The organism is Streptomyces hokutonensis (genome assembly GCF_000376565.1).
Taxonomy (GTDB): Bacteria; Actinomycetota; Actinomycetes; order Streptomycetales; family Streptomycetaceae; genus Streptomyces; species Streptomyces hokutonensis.
Genome location: NZ_BARG01000042.1, coordinates 16,231 through 38,042 on the forward strand (window position 1 = coordinate 16,231; position 21,812 = coordinate 38,042).

General features: G+C 71.1%; 20 protein-coding genes. 5 read left to right on the plus strand and 15 right to left on the minus strand.

Translation table 11 applies throughout. The annotated features are described in order from the left end of the window. Positions 1 to 1,284 carry an adenylosuccinate synthase gene (locus SSP08S_RS24920; protein WP_026178807.1) on the minus strand — a complete coding sequence of 428 codons (1,284 nt, stop codon included), beginning with the start codon at positions 1,282 to 1,284 and terminating at the stop codon, positions 1 to 3. A 187-nt stretch (positions 1,285 to 1,471) separates the two neighbouring features. On the opposite strand from SSP08S_RS24920, the gene SSP08S_RS24925 reads away from it, so the two are divergent. Next, on the plus strand, positions 1,472 to 2,335 hold the full coding sequence (locus SSP08S_RS24925) for a diacylglycerol kinase family protein (RefSeq protein WP_019070358.1): 864 nt from the start codon (positions 1,472 to 1,474) through the stop codon (positions 2,333 to 2,335). Between the two features lie 193 nt (positions 2,336 to 2,528). Here SSP08S_RS24925 and eutC read toward each other — a convergent pair whose 3' ends face one another. Beyond that, positions 2,529 to 3,299, minus strand: coding sequence for an ethanolamine ammonia-lyase subunit EutC (eutC, locus tag SSP08S_RS24930; RefSeq protein ID WP_019070359.1), 771 nt, complete (start codon positions 3,297 to 3,299; stop codon positions 2,529 to 2,531). Continuing rightward, on the minus strand, positions 3,296 to 4,684 hold the full coding sequence (locus SSP08S_RS24935) for an ethanolamine ammonia-lyase subunit EutB (RefSeq protein ID WP_019070360.1): 1,389 nt from the start codon (positions 4,682 to 4,684) through the stop codon (positions 3,296 to 3,298). The genes eutC and SSP08S_RS24935 overlap by 4 nt, the downstream gene beginning before the upstream one ends. Positions 4,685 to 4,844: 160 nt before the next feature. On the opposite strand from SSP08S_RS24935, the gene SSP08S_RS24940 reads away from it, so the two are divergent. Further along, positions 4,845 to 6,356 carry an APC family permease gene (locus SSP08S_RS24940; RefSeq protein ID WP_019070361.1) on the plus strand — a complete coding sequence of 504 codons (1,512 nt, stop codon included), beginning with the start codon at positions 4,845 to 4,847 and terminating at the stop codon, positions 6,354 to 6,356. A gap of 145 nt (positions 6,357 to 6,501) precedes the next feature. On the opposite strand, the gene SSP08S_RS24945 is transcribed toward SSP08S_RS24940, so the two are convergent. Continuing rightward, positions 6,502 to 6,999 carry a GbsR/MarR family transcriptional regulator gene (locus SSP08S_RS24945; protein ID WP_019070362.1) on the minus strand — a complete coding sequence of 166 codons (498 nt, stop codon included), beginning with the start codon at positions 6,997 to 6,999 and terminating at the stop codon, positions 6,502 to 6,504. A 73-nt stretch (positions 7,000 to 7,072) separates the two neighbouring features. Between SSP08S_RS24945 and SSP08S_RS24950 the strand changes: the two genes are divergently transcribed. Both SSP08S_RS24950 and SSP08S_RS24955 read left to right on the plus strand, forming a co-directional pair. Then, complete coding sequence (locus SSP08S_RS24950) at positions 7,073 to 7,960, plus strand: ABC transporter ATP-binding protein (protein ID WP_019070363.1); 888 nt, start codon at positions 7,073 to 7,075, stop codon at positions 7,958 to 7,960. Then, positions 7,957 to 9,567 carry an ABC transporter permease gene (locus SSP08S_RS24955; RefSeq protein ID WP_019070364.1) on the plus strand — a complete coding sequence of 537 codons (1,611 nt, stop codon included), beginning with the start codon at positions 7,957 to 7,959 and terminating at the stop codon, positions 9,565 to 9,567. Before SSP08S_RS24950 ends, SSP08S_RS24955 begins: the two co-directional genes overlap by 4 nt. A gap of 209 nt (positions 9,568 to 9,776) precedes the next feature. Here the strand turns inward: SSP08S_RS24955 and SSP08S_RS24960 are convergent, their stop codons facing one another. Together SSP08S_RS24960 and SSP08S_RS24965 are read right to left on the minus strand one after the other, a co-directional pair. Beyond that, positions 9,777 to 10,205: a hypothetical protein gene (locus SSP08S_RS24960; protein ID WP_019070365.1), complete on the minus strand. Its 429-nt coding sequence runs from the start codon at positions 10,203 to 10,205 to the stop codon at positions 9,777 to 9,779. A gap of 58 nt (positions 10,206 to 10,263) precedes the next feature. Beyond that, on the minus strand, positions 10,264 to 11,730 hold the full coding sequence (locus SSP08S_RS24965) for an MFS transporter (protein WP_019070366.1): 1,467 nt from the start codon (positions 11,728 to 11,730) through the stop codon (positions 10,264 to 10,266). A 91-nt stretch (positions 11,731 to 11,821) separates the two neighbouring features. On the opposite strand from SSP08S_RS24965, the gene SSP08S_RS24970 reads away from it, so the two are divergent. Beyond that, positions 11,822 to 12,382 carry a MarR family winged helix-turn-helix transcriptional regulator gene (locus tag SSP08S_RS24970; RefSeq protein ID WP_026178808.1) on the plus strand — a complete coding sequence of 187 codons (561 nt, stop codon included), beginning with the start codon at positions 11,822 to 11,824 and terminating at the stop codon, positions 12,380 to 12,382. 12 nt (positions 12,383 to 12,394) lie between these two features. Here SSP08S_RS24970 and SSP08S_RS24975 read toward each other — a convergent pair whose 3' ends face one another. From SSP08S_RS24975 to SSP08S_RS25015, 9 genes are all read right to left on the minus strand, one after another. Next, complete coding sequence (locus tag SSP08S_RS24975; RefSeq protein ID WP_019070368.1) at positions 12,395 to 13,603, minus strand: cytochrome P450; 1,209 nt, start codon at positions 13,601 to 13,603, stop codon at positions 12,395 to 12,397. 44 nt (positions 13,604 to 13,647) lie between these two features. Next, a complete protein-coding gene (locus SSP08S_RS24980; RefSeq protein WP_078532508.1) occupies positions 13,648 to 14,070 on the minus strand; it encodes a ricin-type beta-trefoil lectin domain protein in 423 nt (140 codons plus the stop codon). Between the two features lie 93 nt (positions 14,071 to 14,163). Then, entirely contained in the window at positions 14,164 to 14,832 is a 669-nt protein-coding gene (locus tag SSP08S_RS24985; protein ID WP_019070370.1) for a response regulator, read from the minus strand. Continuing rightward, positions 14,829 to 16,175 (minus strand): sensor histidine kinase, encoded by a 1,347-nt coding sequence (locus SSP08S_RS24990; protein WP_019070371.1) that lies wholly within the window; start codon positions 16,173 to 16,175, stop codon positions 14,829 to 14,831. Before SSP08S_RS24990 ends, SSP08S_RS24985 begins: the two co-directional genes overlap by 4 nt. 101 nt (positions 16,176 to 16,276) lie before the next feature. Continuing rightward, positions 16,277 to 16,954, minus strand: a complete 678-nt coding sequence (locus SSP08S_RS24995) for a response regulator (RefSeq protein ID WP_019070372.1) — start codon at positions 16,952 to 16,954, stop codon at positions 16,277 to 16,279. After that, entirely contained in the window at positions 16,951 to 18,381 is a 1,431-nt protein-coding gene (locus SSP08S_RS25000) for a sensor histidine kinase (protein WP_019070373.1), read from the minus strand. Before SSP08S_RS25000 ends, SSP08S_RS24995 begins: the two co-directional genes overlap by 4 nt. A gap of 10 nt (positions 18,382 to 18,391) precedes the next feature. Further along, complete coding sequence (locus SSP08S_RS25005; protein WP_019070374.1) at positions 18,392 to 19,582, minus strand: acyltransferase family protein; 1,191 nt, start codon at positions 19,580 to 19,582, stop codon at positions 18,392 to 18,394. Beyond that, the gene (locus tag SSP08S_RS25010; RefSeq protein ID WP_019070375.1) at positions 19,575 to 20,666 is read right to left on the minus strand and encodes an alpha/beta hydrolase; all 1,092 of its coding nucleotides are present in this window, start codon (positions 20,664 to 20,666) and stop codon (positions 19,575 to 19,577) included. Before SSP08S_RS25010 ends, SSP08S_RS25005 begins: the two co-directional genes overlap by 8 nt. A 162-nt stretch (positions 20,667 to 20,828) precedes the next feature. Continuing rightward, positions 20,829 to 21,722: an alpha/beta hydrolase family protein gene (locus SSP08S_RS25015; protein WP_019070376.1), complete on the minus strand. Its 894-nt coding sequence runs from the start codon at positions 21,720 to 21,722 to the stop codon at positions 20,829 to 20,831. Between the last annotated feature and the right edge of the window lie 90 nt (positions 21,723 to 21,812).

The following is a 21,812-nucleotide window of genomic DNA, read 5'->3' on the forward strand; positions in this document are numbered from 1 at the left end:
CTAGATGAACGAGTTGATCTCGATCGTCTCGGTACGTCCCGGTCCGACACCGATCGCGGAGATCGGCGCGCCCGACATCTCCTCCAGCGCCTTCACATACGCCTGCGCGTTCTTCGGGAGGTCCGCGAAGGTCTTGGCCTTCGTGATGTCCTCGCTCCAGCCGGGCAGGTTCTCGTAGATCGGCTTCGCGTGGTGGAAGTCGGTCTGCGAGTACGGGAGTTCCTCGACACGCCTGCCGTCGATCTCGTAGGCCACACAGACCGGGATCTCTTCCCAGCCGGTGAGGACGTCGAGCTTGGTGAGGAAGAAGTCGGTCAGGCCGTTCACGCGGGTCGCGTAGCGGGCGATGACCGCGTCGAACCAGCCGCAGCGCCGGTCACGGCCGGTGGTGACACCCCGCTCGCCGCCGATACGGCGCAGCGCGTCGCCGTCCGCGTCGAACAGCTCGGTCGGGAACGGGCCCGAGCCGACGCGGGTCGTGTAGGCCTTCAGGATGCCGATGACCCGGCTGATCTTGGTGGGGCCGACACCCGCGCCCGTGCACGCGCCGCCCGCGGTGGGGTTCGAGGACGTGACGAAGGGATAGGTCCCGTGGTCGATGTCGAGGAGGGTGCCCTGCCCGCCCTCGAAGAGGACGACCTTGTCCTGGTCCAGCGCCTGGTTGAGGACGAGGACCGTGTCGGCGACGTAGGGCTTGAGGCGGTCCGCGTAGGACAGCAGCTCCTCGACGACCTGCTCGATGGCGATCGCGCGCCGGTTGTAGAGCTTGGTGAGCATCTGGTTCTTGATGTCGAGGGACGCCTCGACCTTCTGCGTCAGGATCGACTCGTCGTAGAGGTCCTGGACCCGGATGCCGACGCGGTTGATCTTGTCCGCGTAGGTGGGCCCGATACCGCGGCCCGTCGTCCCGATCTTCCGCTTCCCGAGGAAGCGCTCCGTCACCTTGTCCACCGTCACGTTGTAGGGCGTGATGATGTGAGCGTTACCGCTGATCAGGAGCTTGGACGTGTCGACGCCGCGCTCGTTCAGCCCGTTCAGCTCGGAGAACAGGACCGACGGGTCGACGACGACACCGTTGCCGATGACCGGAGTGCACTCCGGTGTGAGGATCCCGGAAGGGAGCAGGTGAAGGGCGTACTTCTGATCGCCCACGACTACCGTGTGGCCGGCGTTGTTGCCGCCCTGGTAGCGCACCACATAGTCGACGGACCCACCTAGCAGGTCCGTCGCCTTTCCCTTGCCTTCGTCACCCCACTGAGCACCGAGCAGCACAAGTGCGGGCACGCGCGTACACCCCTTCCGGGCGGGGCATGTCCAAGGTCAGAGACGTACGCCGCACAGCGTGTGCCTCGTACGTCAGCGACCCTCGTCGGCCGCAACCCGTCGGACCGGATGCCCCGGAATAGACGAAGCCCCTGGCGCAATAGCGCAAGGGGCTCTTGCACAAAGATGCTACCCGAGGAAGCGAGGCATGGCCGAGGTGGCGACTTTCGCGACTTCCGATCAGCTCCTGGTCGTCATCGATCCGGTCGCCCGGCGCACCGACGGAGAGTCCGTCCGCATCGCGAAAGACGTGCTCAGCGCGGGTGCGGCGACCAAGGTGTGCATGCCGGAGGGGCCCGAGGAATTCGCCCGGGTCCTCGCGCGGCGGGGCTCACGGCGACCGGTGCTGGTGGGCGACGACCGGGCCCTGATGCGGACCGTGTCCCTGCTGCACCGCCAGCGGGAGCTGGCCGGATGCGCCCTGTCGATGGTGCCGGTGGGGGGCGCGCTGTCCCTGGCGGGGGCGCTGGGGGTGCCCACGGGGGCGGTGGCGGCGGCGCGGGCGGTGCTCGACGGGGTCGTACGGCGGATGGACCTGCTGGTCGACGACAGCGACGGGGTGGTGCTCGGCGCGCTGCGGATCCCCTCGCTCCCCTCGCCCGCGGTGCCCTCGCCCGCCGGCTCCGGGCACGCGTCGTGGCTGCGGACCTGTCAGTCGCTGGTACGGACCCTGGTGCCGGCCCGGCCGTCACGGGAGCGGGAGTCGCTCGACGGTGTGCCCCGGTTCGGACCGGCCCGGCTCCGGGTCGAGGTCGACGGGGTCACCCTGGTCGACCTGGACCAGCCGGTGGAGACGGTCTCCGTACGTCCGTCGGCCTCGGGGCTGGCGGAGGTCGAGGTGCGGCCGGTGTCGGTGGGCGCGGAGGCTTCGCCGCTGTGTGCGCGGGGGCGATCGGTCACCGTGTCCGGGGCGGATTTCCGGTATCGGGCGGACGCGGTGGTGGCGGGGCCGGTGCGGACCCGGACGTGGGTGGTGCGGGAGGGGGCTTGGGGGCTTACGTTGCCGGGGTGAGGCGGGGTTCTCTCGCCCCCGCCGCCCCTACCCGTCCCATCCCCCAGGGGCGCGGCCCCTTCGACCCCGCCTCGGGGGCCGGCCCCCGGGCCCCCGCTCCTCAAACGCCGGAGGGGCTGATTTTGGGACCCAGGTGACTCAAGAAGCGGAGGGGCTGATCTTGGGGCCCAGGCGACTCAAGAAGCGGAGGGGCTCATTTTTGGACGCTGGAATTCAGGATCGGCGCGTCCGAGTCGTCCTTGAGCGTCACGCCCGTCGCCCCCGACTCCCGCGCCCTCCCCATCAAGCCCGCCAGCTTCCCCGCCGCCAGCTCATACGTCAGCCCCAGTGGCGGCCGGATGTTGGACAGGCAGTTCCTGTCCGCGTCCGTCGTCACGCCCGGCTTCGGGCGGTACGTGAGGTACGCGCCGAGGGAGTCCGCCGCCGACATGCCGGGGCGTTCGCCGACGAGGACGACGACCATCGTCGCGCCCATCGCCGAGGCGATGTCGTCGCCGAGGGCCACGCGGGCCTGTTCGGCGAGGATCACCGGGGCCACCTGCCAGGACGTCGGGAGGAGGGCCGTCGTCGCGCGGACCATCGCGGCCGCGTGCTCGTGCACGGCCCGGCTGGAAAGGCCGTCGGCGACGACGAAGACGACGTCCCAGTCGCCCACGGGGAGGTGCGCGCGGTCGGCGGGGTCCAACCGGCGTCCCAGGTCCGGGCGTTGGAGGTAGGTGAGCCGGTCGGGCGCCGCGCTGCGGACCCGTACCGTCGGCTCGCCGCCCAGTGCCGCGGCCACCACGTCCGGCGCGAACGGCGAGTGCACCGCGTCCCGCGCCGCCGCGTGCGCGGCCTGCAACTCCAGCCGGTGGTGGGTGGGCAGACCGGAGCCCGCCCTCCCGAGGCCGATCCTCGCCTGGGTGTGGCGGCGCAGGGTCGGCCACAACTCCCCGCCCAGCAGCTCCACTTGACCGGTCGTCATGCCACCAGTTCCCTTCCGATCGCCGCCAACGGGTGGGCCGTAGCCGATACGTCCCTGATCTCTCCGCCCTCGCCCAGCAGGCCGATCGAGTCGAGCCAGGTCTCGAACTCCGGTGCCGGGCGCAGGCCGAGGACCTCGCGGAGGTACAACGCGTCGTGGTACGAGGCGGATTGGTAGTTGAGCATGATGTCGTCGCCGCCCGGTGTGCAGATCACGAAGGACGCGCCGGCCACGCCGAGCATGGTGAGCATGGTGGCGATGTCGTCGTCGTCCGCGTCGGCGTGGTTGGTGTAGCAGATGTCCAGACCCATCGGCAGGCCGAGCACCTTGCCGCAGAAGTGGTCCTCCAGGGCGGCGCGGAGGATCTGCCGGCCGTCGTAGAGGTACTCCGGGCCGATGAAGCCGACGACCGTGTTCACGAGCAGCGGGTCGTAGCGGCGGGCGACCGCGTACGCCCGTGCCTCCACCGTCTGCTGGTCCACCCCGTGGTGCGCGTCCGCCGACAGCGCGCTGCCCTGGCCGGTCTCGAAGTACATGACGTTGGAGCCGACCGTGCCCCGGCCGAGCGCCCGTGCCGCCTCGTAGGCCTCGTCCAGCAGCCCCAGCGTGACGCCGAAGGACGCGTTGGCCGCCTGGGTGCCGGCGATGGACTGGAAGACGAGGTCGACCGGCGCCCCGCGTGCCATCAGGTCCATGCTCGTCGTGACGTGGGACAGCACGCAGGACTGGGTGGGGATCGCGTAGCGCTGGATGACTCCGTCCAGCAGCTCCAGCAGGTCCCGTACCGCCTTGGGGCTGTCGGTCGCCGGGTTGATGCCGATCACCGCGTCGCCGGAGCCGAGCAGCAGCCCGTCGAGCAGGGCCGCGGCCACGCCCGCCGGGTCGTCGGTGGGGTGGTTGGGCTGGAGCCGGGTGGCGAGCCTCCCCGGCAGCCCGATCGTCGACCGGAAGGCGGTGACCACCTGAACCTTGCGCGCGACGGCGACCAGATCCGCGTTGCCCATCAGCTTGGACACGGCCGCCACCATCTCCGGCGTCAACCCGGGCGCTACGGCGGCCAGTTGAGCGGTGTCCGCCGTCAGCAGCCACTCCCGGAACCCGCCGACCGACAGCCCGGCCACCGCCGCGAACGCCGCCGCGTCATGCGTGTCGACGATCAGCCGGGTCACGTCGTCGGTCTCGTACGGGATCACCGGCTCGGCGAGAAAGGCGGTCAGCGGCACGTCCGCCAGCGCCCACCGCGCCGCCACCCGCTCCTGGGCACTTTCCGCGGCCAGCCCCGCCAGCCGGTCGCCGGAGCGCTCGGGACTCGCGGCGGCGAGCAGCCGCGCGAGGGAGCCGAAGCGATAACGGTGCCCGCCGAGGGTCGAGGTGTACGTACTCATGACGGCGACCGTACGAGGCCCGTGTTGCCACCGGATTTCGCCAGATTTCTAAAGGTCTGGTTGACAAACATTTAACGCACGGAAACCCTTGCCGGACTCATTCGGCCGACAGAGTTCCGCACCGTAGACCCACCCGAGCAGCAGGAGAGGAGCCATCCCGATGGCAGTGGACGAAGGAGTCGCCCCCGCGGCGAACACAAGCGAGGACGGCGCCGTTCACCGGCTCAAGCCCAACGCCATCGGCCTGCTGGGCGTGGTCTTCATGGCCGTCGCGACCGCCGCCCCGATCACCGCGATGACCGGCAACGTGCCCTTCATGGTCTCGTCCGGCAACGGCATAGGCGCCCCGGCGAGCTACCTCGTCGCAATGGTCGTCCTGGCAATCTTTTCCGTCGGCTTCACCTCGATGGCCAAGCACATCACCTCGACGGGCGCGTTCTACGGCTTCATCTCCTACGGCCTCGGCCGCACCGTCGGCCTCGCCTCCGGCCTCCTCGCCACCTTCGCGTACGTCGTGTTCGAGCCGGCGCTGATCGGCATCTTCTCGACCTTCGCCACCGGAACCTTCAAGGACCAGACGGGACTTGACATCCCGTGGTGGGTCTTCGCGCTGGTGATGCTGGCGGTCAACGCGACGGGCACGTGGTTCGGCGTCTCGGTCGCGGAGAAGCTGCTCGTCGTCCTCCTCGGCACGGAGGTGACCGTCCTCGCCGCGATGGCGATCTCGGTCGCCCTGCACGGCGGCGGCCCGCACGGCTTCACCTTCGGCCCGGTCAACCCGGTCAACGCGTTCAAGGGAACGTCCGCCGGTCTCGGCCTCTTCTTCGCCTTCTGGTCCTGGGTCGGCTTCGAGTCGACGGCGATGTACGGCGAGGAGTCCCGCGACCCGAAGAAGATCATCCCCAAGGCCACGATGATCTCGGTCCTCGGCGTCGGCGTCTTCTACGTCTTCGTCTCCTGGATGGCCATCATCGGCAACGGCGAGACCGAGGCCGTCAAGGTCGCCTCGTCCGCGAACCCGCTCGCCCTCTTCTTCAACCCCACCGAGCACTACGTCGGCCACTGGGCGGTCGACCTCATGCAGTGGCTGATGATCACCGGCTCGCTCGCCTGCGGCATGGCCTTCCACAACTGCGCCAGCCGCTACATGTACGCGCTGGGCCGCGAGGGCGTCCTCCCTTCCCTCAAGAACACCATCGGCCGCACCCACGCCAAGCACGGCTCCCCGCACATCGCGGGCTTCGTGCAGACCGTGATCAGCGCGGTTCTGATCGTCGCGTTCTGGGCCACGAGCAAGGACCCGGCCAACGCGCTGTACGTCCTGCTCGCGATCCTCGGCACGATGGCCATCCTGGTCGTCCAGGCGGTGTGCTCGTTCGCGGTGCTGGCGTACTTCCGCACCCACCACCCCGAGAGCCGCCACTGGTTCAAGACCTTCACCGCTCCGCTGCTCGGCGGTGTGGCGATGCTGGCGGTGGTCCTGCTCCTCGTCTCCAACATGAGCGTGGCAGCGGGCTCGGAGTCCGACTCACTCCTCCTGAAGGCAACGCCGTGGCTGGTAGCGCTGGTGGCGGCGACGGGCATCGGCTACGCGCAGTATCTGAAGCGCCGGTCCCCTGAGCGCTATGCGCTGCTCGGCCGCACGGTCCTGGAAGAAACCAAGGAGCGCTAACGGCCTTTGTCTTTTGCCTTTAGGGGCGCGGGGAACTGCGCGACCAGCCCACCACCGGGCCGCAGACGAGTACGAATCTGCGGGAGCGTCGTGGCTGGTCGCGCCCACGCGGCGGAGCCGCACATCGATACAGCCCCGCGCCCCTTCAGGGCGCGCTGCCGAACCGTTCCTCGCGATAGACCCGCCACCGCTCCATCATCGCCGCGATCTCCCCGTCGACGAACTCGAAGAACGCCAGCGTCTCGGCCATACGACGCCCCGCAGGCGTCTCCGCACCGAGGCTGGCCACCCCCTCGCCCAGCGCCGCCTCCCACCGCTTGAGGACAGCCTCGCGGTTGGTGAGCGCCTCGTACCACTGGTTCCCCTGCACCCGGTACCGCTCGCGCCGCGAACCCGGCTCACGCTCGCGCGACACCATGTGCTGCTGCGCCAGATACCGCACCCCGCCGGACACCGCCGCCGGACTGATCCGCAGCTGCTCCCCCAGCTCGACAGACGTCATCGCGCCCTCGTCGGAGGACAGCAGCGCGGCGAAGATCCGCGCCGGCATCCGCTGCATCCCCGCCTCGACAAGCTGCGCGGCGAAGGACTCGACGAACTTCGACACGGACTCCGCGTCCCGCCCACCGGTTGTATCCGTCATGGACCCACCCTACCCGGGCTTCACGCACTTCCTTAACTTCACAAATTTCTGAAGTTAGCGTACGTTCGGCTCCATGACGAAGGCAATCACCGTCTCCGGGCTGCACAAGTCGTTCGGCAGGACACAAGCCCTCGCAGGCCTCGACCTGGACGTCGAGACCGGCGAGGTGCACGGCTTCCTCGGCCCCAACGGCTCCGGCAAGTCCACGACGATCCGCGTCCTGCTCGGCCTGCTGCGCGCCGACTCGGGCGCCGCCCAGCTCCTGGGCCGCGACCCCTGGGCCGACGCGGTCGAACTGCACCGCCGGGTCGCCTACGTCCCCGGCGACGTGACGCTCTGGCGCAACCTGTCCGGCGGCGAAGTCATCGACCTCTACGGCAAGTTGCGCGGCGGCCTCGACAGGTCCCGCCGCGCCGACCTGATCGACCGCTTCGAACTCGACCCCACCAAAAAGGGCCGCACGTACTCCAAGGGCAACCGCCAGAAGGTGGCCCTCGTCGCCGCGTTCGCCTCGGACGTCGACCTGCTGATCCTGGACGAGCCGACCTCGGGCCTCGACCCGCTGATGGAGGAGGTCTTCCAGCGCTGCGTGGAGGAGGAACGCGACCGGGGCCGGACGATCCTGCTCTCCTCCCACATCCTCAGCGAGGTGGAGGAGTTGTGCGACCGGGTGAGCATCATCCGCAAGGGCCGCACGGTGGAGAGCGGTTCCCTGGCCGACCTGCGCCACCTCACCCGCACCAGCGTGAGCGCCGAACTCACCGGCCCGCCCAACGGGTTGGCGTCCCTCCCCGGCGTGCACGACCTCGACGTACAAGGTCATCGCGTCCGCCTCCAGGTCGAGGCGGACCAACTCAACGCCGTACTGCGCTCGTTGACCGACTCGGGCGTACGGTCGCTCACCTCGAAGCCACCGACGCTGGAAGAACTCTTCCTGCGCCACTACCAGGAGGCGGAATGACCGCCACCGCGCTCCCCGCCCGCGCCGGTCACACCGGATCCCGCCAACTCGCGGGCACCGGCGCCCTCTTGGGCTTCAACCTGCGCCGCGACCGCGTGGTGATCCCGGCCTGGGTCGCGGTCACGGCCCTGCTGGTGCTGTCCCTCCCCGGCTCACTGCGCAGCGTCTACTCCACCCCCGCCGAACGCGCCGACATCGCCCGCCAGATGCTCACCAACAGCTCACTCCGCGCCACCTACGGCCCGGTGTTCAGCGACTCCCTGGGCGGCCTCACCGCGTGGCGCATCGGCGGCTACGCCGCGATCCTCGCCGGAATCATGAGCCTGATCGTCGTAGTACGGCACACACGGGACGAGGAGGAGAGCGGCCGGCAGGAACTGGTCTCCTCCGCGATGGTGGGCCGCAGCGCACCCCTGACGGCGGCCCTCCTCACGGCGTTCGTCGCCGACTCCGCGCTGGCGCTGCTGATCACGGCCGGGCTGGCCGGACAGGGATCGGCAGGAGCCCTCGCACTCGGCCTCGGCATCGGCGGAGTGGGCATGGTGTTCGCGACGCTCGCGGCGATCGTCGCGCAGTTCACGGACAGCGGCCGACTGGCGAAGGGCCTGACGGGCGGCCTGCTGGGAACGGCGTTCGTACTCCGCGCGGTGGGCGACTCGACGACCAACGACGCCTCCTCGCCCGCGACTTGGATCTCCCCGATCGGCTGGCTGGAGAACCTGCGGCCGTTCGCGTCCGAACGCTGGTGGGTCCTGGCCCTGTTCGCGGCGGCGGCACTCCTGCAGGGCTTCGCGGCCTACGAGTTGGCCGGCCGCCGGGACGTAGGAATGAGCTTCCTGCCCGCCCGCCCGGGACCGGCGAACGGCCGCCTGGGCACAGCGGCCGCACTGGCCTGGCGTCTCCAACGAGGTGCCGTACTGGGCTGGAGCCTCGGCTTCTTCGCGGCCGGGGTCGCCTTCGGCGGCATCACCAAGGGCGCGGCCGACCTGGTCGGCGACAACGCCAAGACCCGCGAGATCATCGAGCGGATGGGCGGCCAGTCCGGCATCGAGGACGCGTTCCTGGCCACGATGGTCGGCATGTTCGGCATGCTGGCCGCGCTGTACGCCGTCTCGTCGGTCCTCCGCCTGCACAGCGAGGAAACGACCGGGCGCGCCGAACCGATCCTGGCGAACGCGGTGGGCCGCCTGCGCTGGGCGGCCGGCCACCTGACGATCGCCTTCGCGGGCGCGGCCCTGATCATGCTCCTGAGCGGCCTGGGCCTCACCCTCGGCTACGGCGCCGAACCCGGCCCCATCCTCGCCGCCACCCTGGTCCAACTCCCGGCGGTCTGGACCCTGGGCGCACTGGCGGTCCTCCTCCACGGCCTCTCCCCCCGCCTGTCCCCACTCTCCTGGGCAGCGGCCGGCCTCGCCCTCCTCCTCGGCTGGATCGGCCCGGCGCTGAACCTCCCCCAGACGGTCCTGGACATCTCTCCCTTCGGTCACCTGCCGAAGCTGCCGGGCGGGGACATGGCGTGGGGACCGGTGACGGCCCTCACGGCGATCGCCGCCGCCCTGGTCGCCGTAGGACTGGCGGCTCTACGACGACGCGACCTCACGACCTGACCGCGCCGGGGACGGGAACCTCCGGCGCGGGCCTGGGACTGGCGGTGTGGTCCTACGACGTCCGGAACCGCTTCCAGCGTTTCGAGGCCGGCCCCGACCGGAGCGTCCTCTGCGCCGAGTTGCCGCCGGCGGTCTTCGGCGGGATCCTCGCGTCGCTCGGTGTCCGGGCGCTGGTCCGACGCGGCGGACAGCCGGGGAGCCGAGCCGGTTCAGGCCGCTTCGAGTGCCGCGCCGATCTTCTGGATCATGGCCTTCTCGGCGGGCCCGGGACCGCCCTTGTGGGCGCGGGAGGCCGCGTCCGTGATCGTGGCGATCGTGTCGCGGAAGTTCGTCACCTCGTCCGGTGCCTTCGCCTTGAGGAGGGTCACCGAGTCGGTCAGTGCGGCGAAGACGCGGTCGGCGAGGTCGGCGGTCGAACTGCCGCCCAAATCAAGGCCCTTGGCCTTCTCGGCCAGGACCCGGCCGACCAGACCGGTCGCGCTGGACAGCGCCTTGCCGCCGGCCGTCCCGGAGCGGGTGGAGGAGATCGGACCGGGGTCGGCCGCCGCCATCAGGGAGACGACACCGTGGGCGGCGGTCTGGAGGGTGAGCTTGTCGTCGGGGGTCAGGATCTCGGCGGGGGTGATCTTCTCGGACATGGGTGTGCTCTCTTTCGTTTCCGTGCGGGGGTGTGAACTGCCGTAGGACAGAGGCCTGTCAAAGGGCGGCGGGCTCGGCCTGGTTGCCGACCGCCCTGCGGGGCAGCGCCAGGCACAGTGCCGCGCACAGCAGATACGCGCCGATGGCCCACGGCCCCGCGTGGACGATCGCGTCGGTGAGGCCCTTGCCGGCGTGGGAGAAGAACGCGTTGCCGATGACGGCGACCCCGAGCGCCCCGCCGAACTGCTGGGCCGTGGAGAGGATTCCGGAGGCACCGCCCGCCAACTCGCCCGGCACGGTGCTCAGGATGGTGTTGACCAGCGGGATGATCAGGAAGATCAGACCGGCCCCGGCGAGGAACAGACCGGGGACCAACGGCCAGGCGCCGGTGTGCACTTGAGCGGCGTTCTGGGCCTCGTGCCGGACCCAGAACAGACCGCCCGCCATCACCAGCGCGCCCAGGATCAGCACACCGCGGCCGAACTTCGCGACCAGCGGGTCGACCGCGGGGGCGGACAGGATCGAGCCCGCGCTGAAGGCGACCATCAGCAGACCGGCGCCGGTCGGGGTGTAGCCCTGGCCGGACTGCAGCCAGACGGTGAAGACCAGGAAGAAGCCGGACATGCCGCCGTAGAAGAGGAGTTGGACCAGCAGGCCGGCGCTGAAGGCGGGCTTGTGGAACAGGGCCGTGGGGAGGAGCGGGTGTTCGATGCCGCGTCGCTTCTCCGAGACGGTCAGGGCGACGATCGCGAGGACACCGGCGGCCAGGCAGAGCCAGCCCCACAGCGGCCAGCCGTTGGAACGGCCCTGGACCAGCGGCAGCACGATCGCGACGAGGCCCGCGGCGAGGACGCCGTTGCCGGGGAGATCCATGCGGCCGGTGAAGGCGTGGTCCTTCGACGCCGGGATCCACTTGGCGCCCAGGACCAGGACGAGGACGGCCAGCGGGAGGTTGATCACGAAGATCGTGCGCCAGCCCCAGCCGAACAGGTCCCAGTCGGTCAGCACGCCGCCGAGCAGCACGCCCACGGCCGTGGAGAGGCCGGCGATCGCGCCGTAGAGGGCGAACGCCTTGCCGCGCTCCTCGCCGTCGAACATCGTGCGGAACGAGGCGAGGATCTGCGGCATGATCACGGCCGCGGCCACGCCCTGGAGGCCGCGCGAGGCGACGAGCACCCCGGCCGAGGGGGCCAGCGCGCTGGCCAGACTCGTCAGCGCGAACGCGGTGACGCCGAGCAGGAACAGCTTCTTGCGGCCGTAGCGGTCGCCCAGGTGCCCGGCGATGATCAGCGTGGCGGCGAAGCCGAGCATGTACGCCGACACCGTCCACTGGAGGTCGGCGGGGGTGGCCTTGAGCCCCTTGCCGATGGAGGGCAGCGCGGTGTTCACGATCGATCCGTCGATCATGTCGAGCAGCGCGGCGAGGATCATCACGAACGCCGCCGCCCATCGCTTCGGATACGGCGCCGCCCCGCCGCCGCCGTCAGCGGCTACGTTCCTCGTGTTGGTCGTGCTGGACGACATGGCTTGGACCCCTCAGTTCAGCTTGACTTTCATATATCTTGGCTTTCAAGCGAATGACTGCCGAGAAGTACGATGGAGGGAGATATCTCGAATGTCAAGCGGAACGGAGTCGGGTGTGGACGCGGACTCGGGCCCGGGGTCGGTCGAAGCGCGGCTGGGCGTGGCCGTGCAGGCCTATCAGAGCGCCGTCGACGACTTCGACCGCGAGCTGGCCCGTCTCATGGGGGTCAACGAGACCGACCTGCGCTGCCTGGAGATCCTTTTCGCGGTCGAGGAGATCACCCCGCGCGAGCTGAGCCGGCAACTGGGCCTGACCACCGGGAGCGTCACCACCATGCTCGACCGGCTGGAGAAACTCGCCTACCTCACCCGCACCCCGCACCCCGACGACCGGCGCAAGACCCTGATCCGCGTCACCCCCGAGGCGGCCCGGCGCGCCTTCGGGCTGATCGGGCCGTTCCTCGACGACGCCGGCCGGAAGGTGTTCGACCGCTACACCCCCGACCAGCTGGAACTGGTCATCGACTACCTCACCTTCTCCCGAGACGTCCAGCAGCAGCACGTCGAACGGCTGAGGGAGACGCCCGCCTCCCACCCGGCGCGGACGGGCGGCCGCCAGTCACCGGGGCCGCGCGGCGGGGCGGCGAGGTAGGTCCGGCCCCACTCACCCCACCGCGACGCTCAGCCCCTCCAGCCCCCGGATCACGAAGTTCGGCTTGCGGACCGGGTCCGCCGCCAGGGTGAGCGTGGGGGCCCGTTCCAGCAACGCCCGCATGGAGGCGGCCAGTTCGATACGGGCCAGGGGCGCGCCGATGCAGTAGTGGATGCCCGCGCTGAAGCTGATGTGCGGGTTGTCGGCGCGGGTGAGGTCCAGGCGCTCGGGGGACGCGAAGACATCCGGGTCGTGGTTCGCGGAACCGAACAGCATCGCGATCTCCGCGCCCCTCGGGATCACCGTGCCGTCGATCTCGATCTCGTCCAGCACCCAGCGTTCGAAGAGCTGGAGCGGGGTGTCGTAGCGCATCAGCTCCTCTACGGCGGACGGGATCAGCGAGTGGTCCGCGCGTAGGGCCGCCAGCTGGCCGGGGTTGCGGAACAGCGCCCACCAGCCGTTGACCGTGGCGTTCACCGTCGCCTCGTGGCCCGCGTTGAGCAGCAGTACGGCGGTGGAGATCAGCTCCTGTTCGGTGAGGCGGTCGTCGTCCTCGTCGTGGGCCGCGATCATGCCGGAGATGAGGTCCTCGCCGGGTTCCTTGCGCCGGGCCGCGATCAACTCGCGTAGATACGAGGAGAATTCGTTCGACGCGCGGACCGCCCTGGCCGCCGTGTCCTCGGACGGGCTCAGTTCGTACATCCCGCAGATGTCCGCCGACCAGGGGCGCAGCGGGGCGCGGTCGGACTCGGGGATGCCGAGCATCTCCGCGATCACCGCGACGGGGAGCGGCTCCGCCACCTCGGTGAGCAGGTCGCCGCCGCCCCGCGCCACCAGGCCGTCCACCAGTTCATCGGCCAGCCGGCTGACGTACGGCTTGAGCTGCTCGACCGTGCGCGGGGTGAACGCCTTCGACACCAGCCGCCGGATGCGGGTGTGGTCCGGGGGCTCCAGGTCGAGCATCCCGTGGTCGTTGAGGGTGTGGAACGGCTCGTGCTCGGGCGGCGGTGCCGTACGGCCGAAGTCCTCGTGGGTGAAACGGTGCTGGTAGGTGCGGCCCAGCCGGCGGTCCCGCAGCAGGGCCGAGACGTCCGCGTGCCGGGGCACCAGCCACTGGTCGGTGGGCTCGTAGTGGTGCACCCGACCCCGCGCACGCAGCTCGGCGTAGGCGGGGTAGGGGTCGGCGACGAACGCGGGGTCCCAGGGGTCAAAGGCTGCCATGCACGGACGCTAGCCCGGCCGGCCCCCCTCTGACCAGGGGTGACCTACGGGTTGGGCAAGGTCCACCCCTGCCAGGAGTTCGCTCCGCAGTTGCGGACGTTGATGCCGGCGTGCTCGCTCTGGTCGCCGTTGTTCTGGATGCTGAGGCACTGGTTGTTGACCTCGGTGCGCAGCCGGCCGCCGTCCTTGAACCAGCGCTGGTTGGCCAGGCCGTGGCAGTCGCCGAGCGCCTGGGCCGCCGCGTTCACCTCGCCGTTCTTGACGTCGAGACAGTGCTGTTCGGCGCCGTTGACCAGCACCTTTCCGTTCCTCCAGTACCAGAGCCGGTTGCCGGTGCCGTCGTTGCACCGCTGCACCTCGAGGTTGTCGCCGTTGGTGGCGAGGCACTTGCCGTTCAGGTGCGAGGTGATCTGGAAGTACTGCGGGAGACCCGCCGAGGCCTGGACCGGCGTGGTGCCGGCGAGCAGGGGAAGGGCCGTTCACCCGATCAGCCGCACGCGTTCACCGCAGAAACGATCACCACACGCCGGTGCCGGCTCCCGCCTCCTACCCCCTTCCTCCTACCCCGGCGTCACCAGCCGCGCCTCGTACGCGAACACCGCCGCCTGCGTCCGGTCCCGCAGCCCCAACTTCACCAGGACACGGCTGACATGGGTCTTGATCGTCGACTCGGCGACCACCAGCCGCTCGGCGATCTCCACGTTCGACAGCCCCTGCGCGATGAGGACCAGCACCTCCGTCTCCCGCTCGGTCAGCTCTCCGTACGCCGCCTGCTGCGCGGCCGCTATCAGCCGGGGCGACTCGGACAGCTTCGAGAACTCCGTGATCAGCCGCTTGGTCACGGAGGGCGCCAGCAGCGCCTCGCCGGCCGCCACCACCCGCACCCCGTCGGCCAGTTGGCGTGCCGAGGCGTCCTTGAGCAGGAAACCGGAGGCTCCCGCGCGCAGCGCCTGGTACACGTACTCGTCGAGGTCGAAGGTGGTGAGCACCAGCACCTTCGCCGCGCCGTCCGCCGCGACGATCTCCCGGGTCGCCTCGATGCCGTTCATCTCGGGCATCCGGATGTCCATCAGGACGACGTCCGGGGCCAGTTCACGCACCCGCTCGACCGCGTCCCGTCCGTTCACCGCCTCGCCGACGACCTCGATGTCCGGCATCGCGCCCAACAGGACCGAGAAGCCCTCGCGCACCATCATCTGGTCGTCCGCGATCAGCACGCGGATCGTCATGCCTCACCTTCGCTCGCACTCGGAACCGGCAGGAACACCGTCACCTCGTAGCCACCGTCCTCCGCCGGGGCCGCCGTCATCTCGCCGTTCAGCATGGAGACCCGCTCCCGCATCCCCGTGATGCCGTGCCCCGCGCCGGGCGAGGGCTTCACCAGACTCGGTTCGGGTATCGGGCCGTTGACTATCCGCAGGCCCAACCCGCCCAGCACATAACCGATCTCCACCCGGGCACTCGCACCCGGCGCGTGCCGCAGGGTGTTGCTCAACGCCTCCTGCACTATCCGGTACGCCGACAGCTCGACGCCCTGCGGGAGTTCACGCACCGCCCCCGTCACCGCCTTCTCCACACTCAGACCGGCGTCGCGCACATTGGCCAGCAGCGCGTCCATGTCGGCGAGGGTGGGCTGCGGGGCGTCCGGCGCCTCGTAGTCCTCCGCGCGCACCACGCCCAGGACGCGGCGCAGTTCGGTCAGCGCCGCCACCGCGTTCTCCCGGATCGTGACGAACGCTCGCTCCAGCTCCGGCGGCGGGTTCTCCACCCGGTAGGGCGCGGCCTCCGCCTGGATGGCGACCACCGACATGTGGTGGGCCACCACGTCGTGCAGCTCACGGGCGATCGTCGTGCGCTCCTCCAGGAGGGTGCGCCGGGACCGCTCGTGCGCCGTCACCGTCTGCTGCGCGGTCACCTCCTGCCGGGCCTCCCGGCGTATCTGCCAGACGGCGACACCGAGCAGCACGAACGCGGAGGGCAGCAGGAGCTGTGCCGTGTCCGAACCGAAGGCGTGATTGCCCGCGGAGACCATGTCGGCGGCGATGCCGTAGACCGCCGTCAGCGCCCACATCCAGGCGGCCGTGCGCGGTCGGGTGCGTATCGCCACGATCGTGAGCACGAACAGATGGCAGGCGAAGCTGCCGGCCAGCCACGGCCACTCGCCGTCCCACTCGGACCCCAGAAAGAGGGCGACCGGAGTCGCGGCCATGGAGAGCCAGAACGCACCGACCGGTCGCACCATGGTCAGCAGCACAGGCACCAGGGCGAGCAGGCCGAGCATCGCGTTGGTCCCCGCGCCGAGCATCGCGCTGTTCGACGCGATGAGCATGGCGAGCAGGCCGGCGGCGGCGATCAGAGCGTGCGGGCTCCAGGCCGCGTACTCCCTGAATCGGCCCTTGAAGCGCCGGGTCAGCGGGCCGTCGGCGGTGGAGGGGAGCAGCGGGCGGTAGGCGAAGGCGTCGTGGAACAGGTCCTGCCGCAGTCCGCGCAGGGCGTCCGCGGCAAGCCTGAACTCCGGGCTGCGCGGCTTGGCCCCGCCCGTCGGCGGCAACTGCTGGGTCGTCTCGGTCACATTCAAAACGGTAGGCGGAAGGGCGGGTAGCCGTCGTCACCTGTGAGAAGGGTCCTGGGACGTCCCTCTCAAGTACTACGGGTATGCCCGACGACCGGGCTTCAACGCCCCCCGCCCGGCCGCACCAACCCCGACTCGTACGCGAACACCGCCGCCTGTGTGCGGTCCCGCAGGCCCAACTTCACCAGGATGCGGCCGACATGGGTCTTCACGGTCTGCTCGGCGACGACCAGGTGCTCGGCGATCTCCGCGTTGGACAGGCCCTGCGCGATCAGCGCGAGCACCTCCGTCTCGCGTTCGGTGAGGTCGCCGACGCGTGACTTGAGGGGGGCGCGCGGTGTCCCGTTCAGGCGGGAGAACTCGGCGATCAGCCGGCGGGTGACGCCCGGCGCGAGCAGTGCGTCACCGGCGGCCACCACCCGTACCGCCTCTGCCAGTTGCTCCGCCGACGCGTCCTTGAGGAGGAACCCGGAGGCACCGGCGCGCAGCGCCTCGTACACGTACTCGTCGAGGTCGAAGGTGGTGAGCACCAGGACCTTGATGTGCGGGGTCGCCTCCGTGATGCGGCGGGTGGCCTCGATACCGCCGAGCTCGGGCATGCGGATGTCCATGAGGACGACGTCCGGGGCGAGTTCGGCCACCTTGGCCACCGCGTCCAGGCCGTCGACCGCCTGGCCGACCACCTCTATGCCGGGCTGGGCGTTCAGCAGCACGGTGAAGCCCTGGCGGACCATCTGCTGGTCGTCGGCGATGAGTACACGGATGGTGCCGCTCGTCATGGGGTGTCGTCTCCTGTCGGGAAGATGATCTCGGGGGCGGCGGGGCTGTCGGGGGCATCGGGTCCGTCGACACCGTCCGGTCCGTCGGGGTCGTGGGGGCCGTGGGGTCCCTCGGGTTCGTCGGGGAGTGCGACGCCGTCCCTGGGGAGGAACGCGACGACCGCGAAGCCGCCCTGGAACGTTCTCGCCGCGGTCAGGTGTCCGCCGAGCATCGCCGCGCGCTCCCGCATGCCGAGCAGGCCGTGCCCGGCGCCCGGGGAGGGCGGGGCAGCCTGCTGGGGGCGGGAGTTGGTGACGAACAGCCGCAGTCCGTCGGGGTCGTGGGCGATCTCGACGGCGACCGTGGAACCGGGGGCGTGCCGCAGCGCGTTGCTCAGGGCCTCCTGGACGATCCGGTACGCCGACAGCTCCACGCCGGGTGCCAGCGGGCGCACCTCGCCCCTGACGTCGCCGCGCACGTCGAGACCGGCGGCCCGGGTGTTCTCTATCAGGGCGTCCAGGCGGTCGAGGGTGGGCTGCGGGGCGTCGGGGGCTACACCGGTGCCGGGGCCGCCCAGGGCGTAGGGGTCGTCGGGATACTCCGGGTTCTCCGAGCGGAGCACGCCGAGGACCCGGCGCAGTTCGGCGAGAGCCTCGAGGGCGTTCTGTCTGATGCCGGCGAGGTTCTCCTTGAGTTCCTCCGAGGGGTTCTCGACCAGAAGGGGCGCCACTTGGGCCTGGATGGAGATCACCGACATGTGGTGGGCGACCACGTCGTGCAGCTCGCGGGCGATACGGCTGCGCTCCTCAAGCAGTGTGCGGCGGTTGCGCTCCTCCGCCGTGATCGTGACCTGCTCCACGAGCTGGGTACGGGCCTCGCTGCGTCCGCGCAGGGCGGTGCCGATGAGGACGGCCACCGCGCAGACGGCCAGCGCGACCATGCCCGTCGAGGAGTAGTGCTGGGCGCCGACGAGACCCTGGATGACGAACGTCGTCAGGGCGGTCGCGGCCAGCGCCGCGAGAGCCTTGCGGGTGGGCACACGCAGGGCCACGAACAGCAGGACTACGGCCTGCACTACGACTTCGGTGGTGCTCCAGGGCCAGTCGGGACCGGGGGTCGAGCCCGGGAGGGGATTCATGGTGGGGAGGGGATCCATGGCAGCACGCACGGTCAGCGCGGTGAAGGCCGTCGCGGTGAGGGACAGGGCCCAGGCCGGGACGGGCCGACGCAGGGCGAGGACCAGGGCGACGCCCTGCGCGAAACCGGCCAACACGCTCTGGAACACGCCCAGTTTGTACGCGCTCAGCATCTCGTCCGTGCCGGACAGGGAGAGGCCGAGAGCGGCGAGGGAGACGAGGACGTACGCGATGTAACGCAGCCAGCGGTGTCCGGGGAACAGGACGGGTGCGGTCTTCGGGGACCCGGCACCGTCGGCGGCTGCGTTCACCCGGTCAACCCTAGGCACGGCGAGGGCTCTTCGCTGTCGGGTGGGGCGGGTGGGTGTGGGTGCGGGCGACCCGTGAGCGGCGTGACGGGTGGCGCACCGGACCCTGTTCGTAGATCCGGAACGCCGCCCAGCAGACCGTCAGCGTCAGTGCGAACACCGGGAGCCAGGCCAGTCGGGCCGCGACCCAGGTCAGGTCGTCGGGGCGGGTGTGCAGGCCGGGCAGATGACCGGCGGGCAGGGTCGCGGCCGTGGTGGCCATCAGGGCCGTCTGGTGCCAGAGGAAGACCGTCATCGCCGAGAGGTTGACCAGGGCCACCGCCGACCAGGCGAGGGGGCGGCGCAGCGCGCGGCGCAGCCGGTCCCGGAGCAGCAGGGCCACGCCGCACTGGGCCAGGCCGAAGGTGACGGCGGCCAGGGTCGGCGGGTCCAGGTTGGAGATCGTGGTGCCGGGGACGCCGACCATCGACGCCGGGTAGCCCGCCCAGAGAACGAGGGCCGCCGTCGCCGCCGCACCGCCGGTCAGGAGGACCCAGCCCGCCCGGGCCCGGTCCAACTCGCCCCGGGTCCAGGCCGCGCCGAGGGTGTAGGGCACGAGCCAGCCCACCGCCACATTGACCCAGCCGAGCCAGGACGGGCCGCCGAGTCCGAAACGGATCAGGTCCACGTGCAGTACGACGGCCAGCGGCCACAGCGGGTTGAGCCGGGTCAGCAGCGGGGTGGCCGCCGTCAGGCCCGCGAACACGACCAGGAACCACATCGGTGACAACGCCAGTTTGACGAGGGCGCGGACCGTGTCGAAGTCCGTGCCGGACAGGAGCAGCGCGAGAGCCGTCACCGTCCACACGACGAGCACGGCGGCGACCGGGGTGAACAGCCGGGCCAGCCGGGCGGCCAGCCACTGGCCGTACGTCGTGCCCCGGGCGCGTGCGGAGGCGTAACCCCGGGTCGCCACATGGCCGCCGACCAGGAAGAACACCGCCAGTGTCTGGAAGACCCAGGAGATGGGCGCCAGCCACGGCATGTCCCGCAACGGGCTCGCCGTGTGGAGGGTGCCGCCGTCGGCGACCAGCGCGGTCACCAGCCAGTGCCCCAGGACGACACCGAGGATCGCGAAGGCGCGCAGGGCGTCCACGGCACGGTCCCGGTCGGTCGGGGTCGCGGCGTCGAGGCGGACGGCGGCCCGGCTGAGTCGTTCACGCATGGGTCACCTCCGTGGTCTCGCCGAGGACGATCCGGGCGAGGTTGGCCAGGGAGGCCGAGCCCGGTGAGAAGTAGTCGCTGTGGCCGCCGGCTCCGGCCGCGAAGACGCGGGCGCCGAACTCCGGGGACACCGGATCCGTACCGAAGCCGACGGTCGTGCCGAACAGGTCGGCGCTGACGTGCGGGACGTCCCCCACCCAGTCGTCGCCGCCGCGCGCCGCCCAGACACGGGCCGAAGTACGCAGTCCCGCAACGGAGTCGGCGCCCGTGCCGGGGCTGCCGACGAGAACGAGGTCGGACACGTCCAGGCCAGCGGCGGCCCGCCCGCAGACGACCGTGCCGTACGAGTGGCACAGCAGCGCGATCCGCGCCGTGCGGCCGGTGATGCCGCGCAGCTGCCGTATGAACTCCCGTAGACGCGGGGCCGCTTGGTCCGCTCTGCCCGCGGTCAGCACCGTGGCGCTCACCGTGCGCGGGGTGTCGTAGCCGAGCCAGGACACCACCGCCGTACGGGAGTTCGGGGCGTCGTGGGCCAGCCGGCGGCGGAGGTTCAGCGCGGTGGCGCGGAAGCGGTCGTAGGTGTCGAGCGAGGTGTCCGAGCCCGGGACCAGGACGGCTATGCGGTCGGCGTGGGCCAGGTCGCCGAGGACCTCCGTCGCCAGGCCCGGGCCGCGGCCGTCGTAGGCCAGGAGGTGGCGGTCCGGGTCGGCCATGGCGCGGTCCGCGGCGGCGCGGCGCTCGTCTCCGTCGGCGGCGGCCATGCGGGACGCCTCGGCGGCATTGGCGCCGTTCGCCGCGTACGTCTCGTCCAACGTGGCCGCGGTGAGCGGTGCGAGCGCGGCCGGAGCGGGGGCGGGGATCTCGGGCCGGGCCGCGGCCGACAGGGGGATCACGACAGCGCCTATGACGAGCGCGGCGAGGAGCGCGCGGCGCCAACTGCCCTTACGGCGGGGCTTGTTGCGGTCGGCGCGTGGCGCCTCGGCCTCCCCGGCCGGGCCCCTCTCCACCGGGTCGGCCACCGCCGTACCGGGCTCGGCCGTACTGTTCTCCGCGCAGGCCTCGACCACCCCCCTGCCCAGCCCCATGTCCGTCTCCCCTCCCGCACCGGCCGCCGTCGGGCCGATCTGGAAGGGAAATTACGGATCCGCGCACGTCGTCCGCGTCCCGCCAGGGAACTCACCTGCGCCGTAGCTCTCAGGTACTACGGGTATGACCGGGGTGGACGAAAGCCGACCGAAGTAGGCGGCTCACCAGGCCAGTTGTGCGATCTCCTCCGCCACCACCGCGCACGCGTCCGCCGCCGGGTCGATCAGGGGGAAATGGCCGACGTCCTCGAGGAGCGTGAGGCCCACGACCTCGCCGGACTTCGCCGCCGCGTCCGCGTACGACTCGGCGACCGCCTGCGGGACCACGAGGTCGGCACGGCCCTGGACCAGCGTCGTAGCGATGCCCGTGGGCAGCAGGAGCGTCGGATCGGCGTACGGCAGCCGCTCCGCGAACGTGGCCTCTCCACCCAGGAGTTGACCCGCCGCTCCCCCGCACACCGCGAGCTTCTCGGCGACCGTGAAGTCGGCGATCGGGGCGAGGGCGACCACACCGCGCAGCGCGGCCGGGGCGTCGGTGCGCCAGGGGGCGTCCTTGGGGAGGACGTGCCGGGCCGCCGCCCACAGCGCGAGATGGCCGCCGGCCGAGTGCCCGGTGAGCACCGTGCGGCGCGGATCGGCCTGCGGAAGCGCCTCCCGGACGAGCGCGGGCAGCGCGTCGAGCGCCGCCGCGACGTCGTCGAAGGTCTCCGGCCAACGGCCCGCGACCGGGCCCGTACCGCCCTGCGCGGGCAGCGCCGCGCCCCGCCGGTACTCGACATTGGCCACCGCGAACCCCCGCCGGGCCAGGAAGTCCGCGAACGGGGTGATGTGCCGGCGGTCGTACGGCGCCCGCCACGCACCCCCGTGCAGGACGACGACCAGCGGCGCCGGTTCGCCCGGCACCCGCTCGCCGTGCGGGGCGTAGAAGTCGATCACCTGGTCGGGGTGGTCGCCGTACGCGGCCGTGCTGTCGGGCTCCACGGCGGGGTGCGAGAAGGCCGACTCCTCTTCTGCGGCGGCTGCGGCGGCACGTGCGGCAGCGGCGTCGTCCGGCATGCTCCAACCTCTCAGCGACGATGGGGGCACCTCCCAGGCTTTCGGCACTGGGGGAGGACTTGGACGGATCAGGATGTGACGGGATATGGC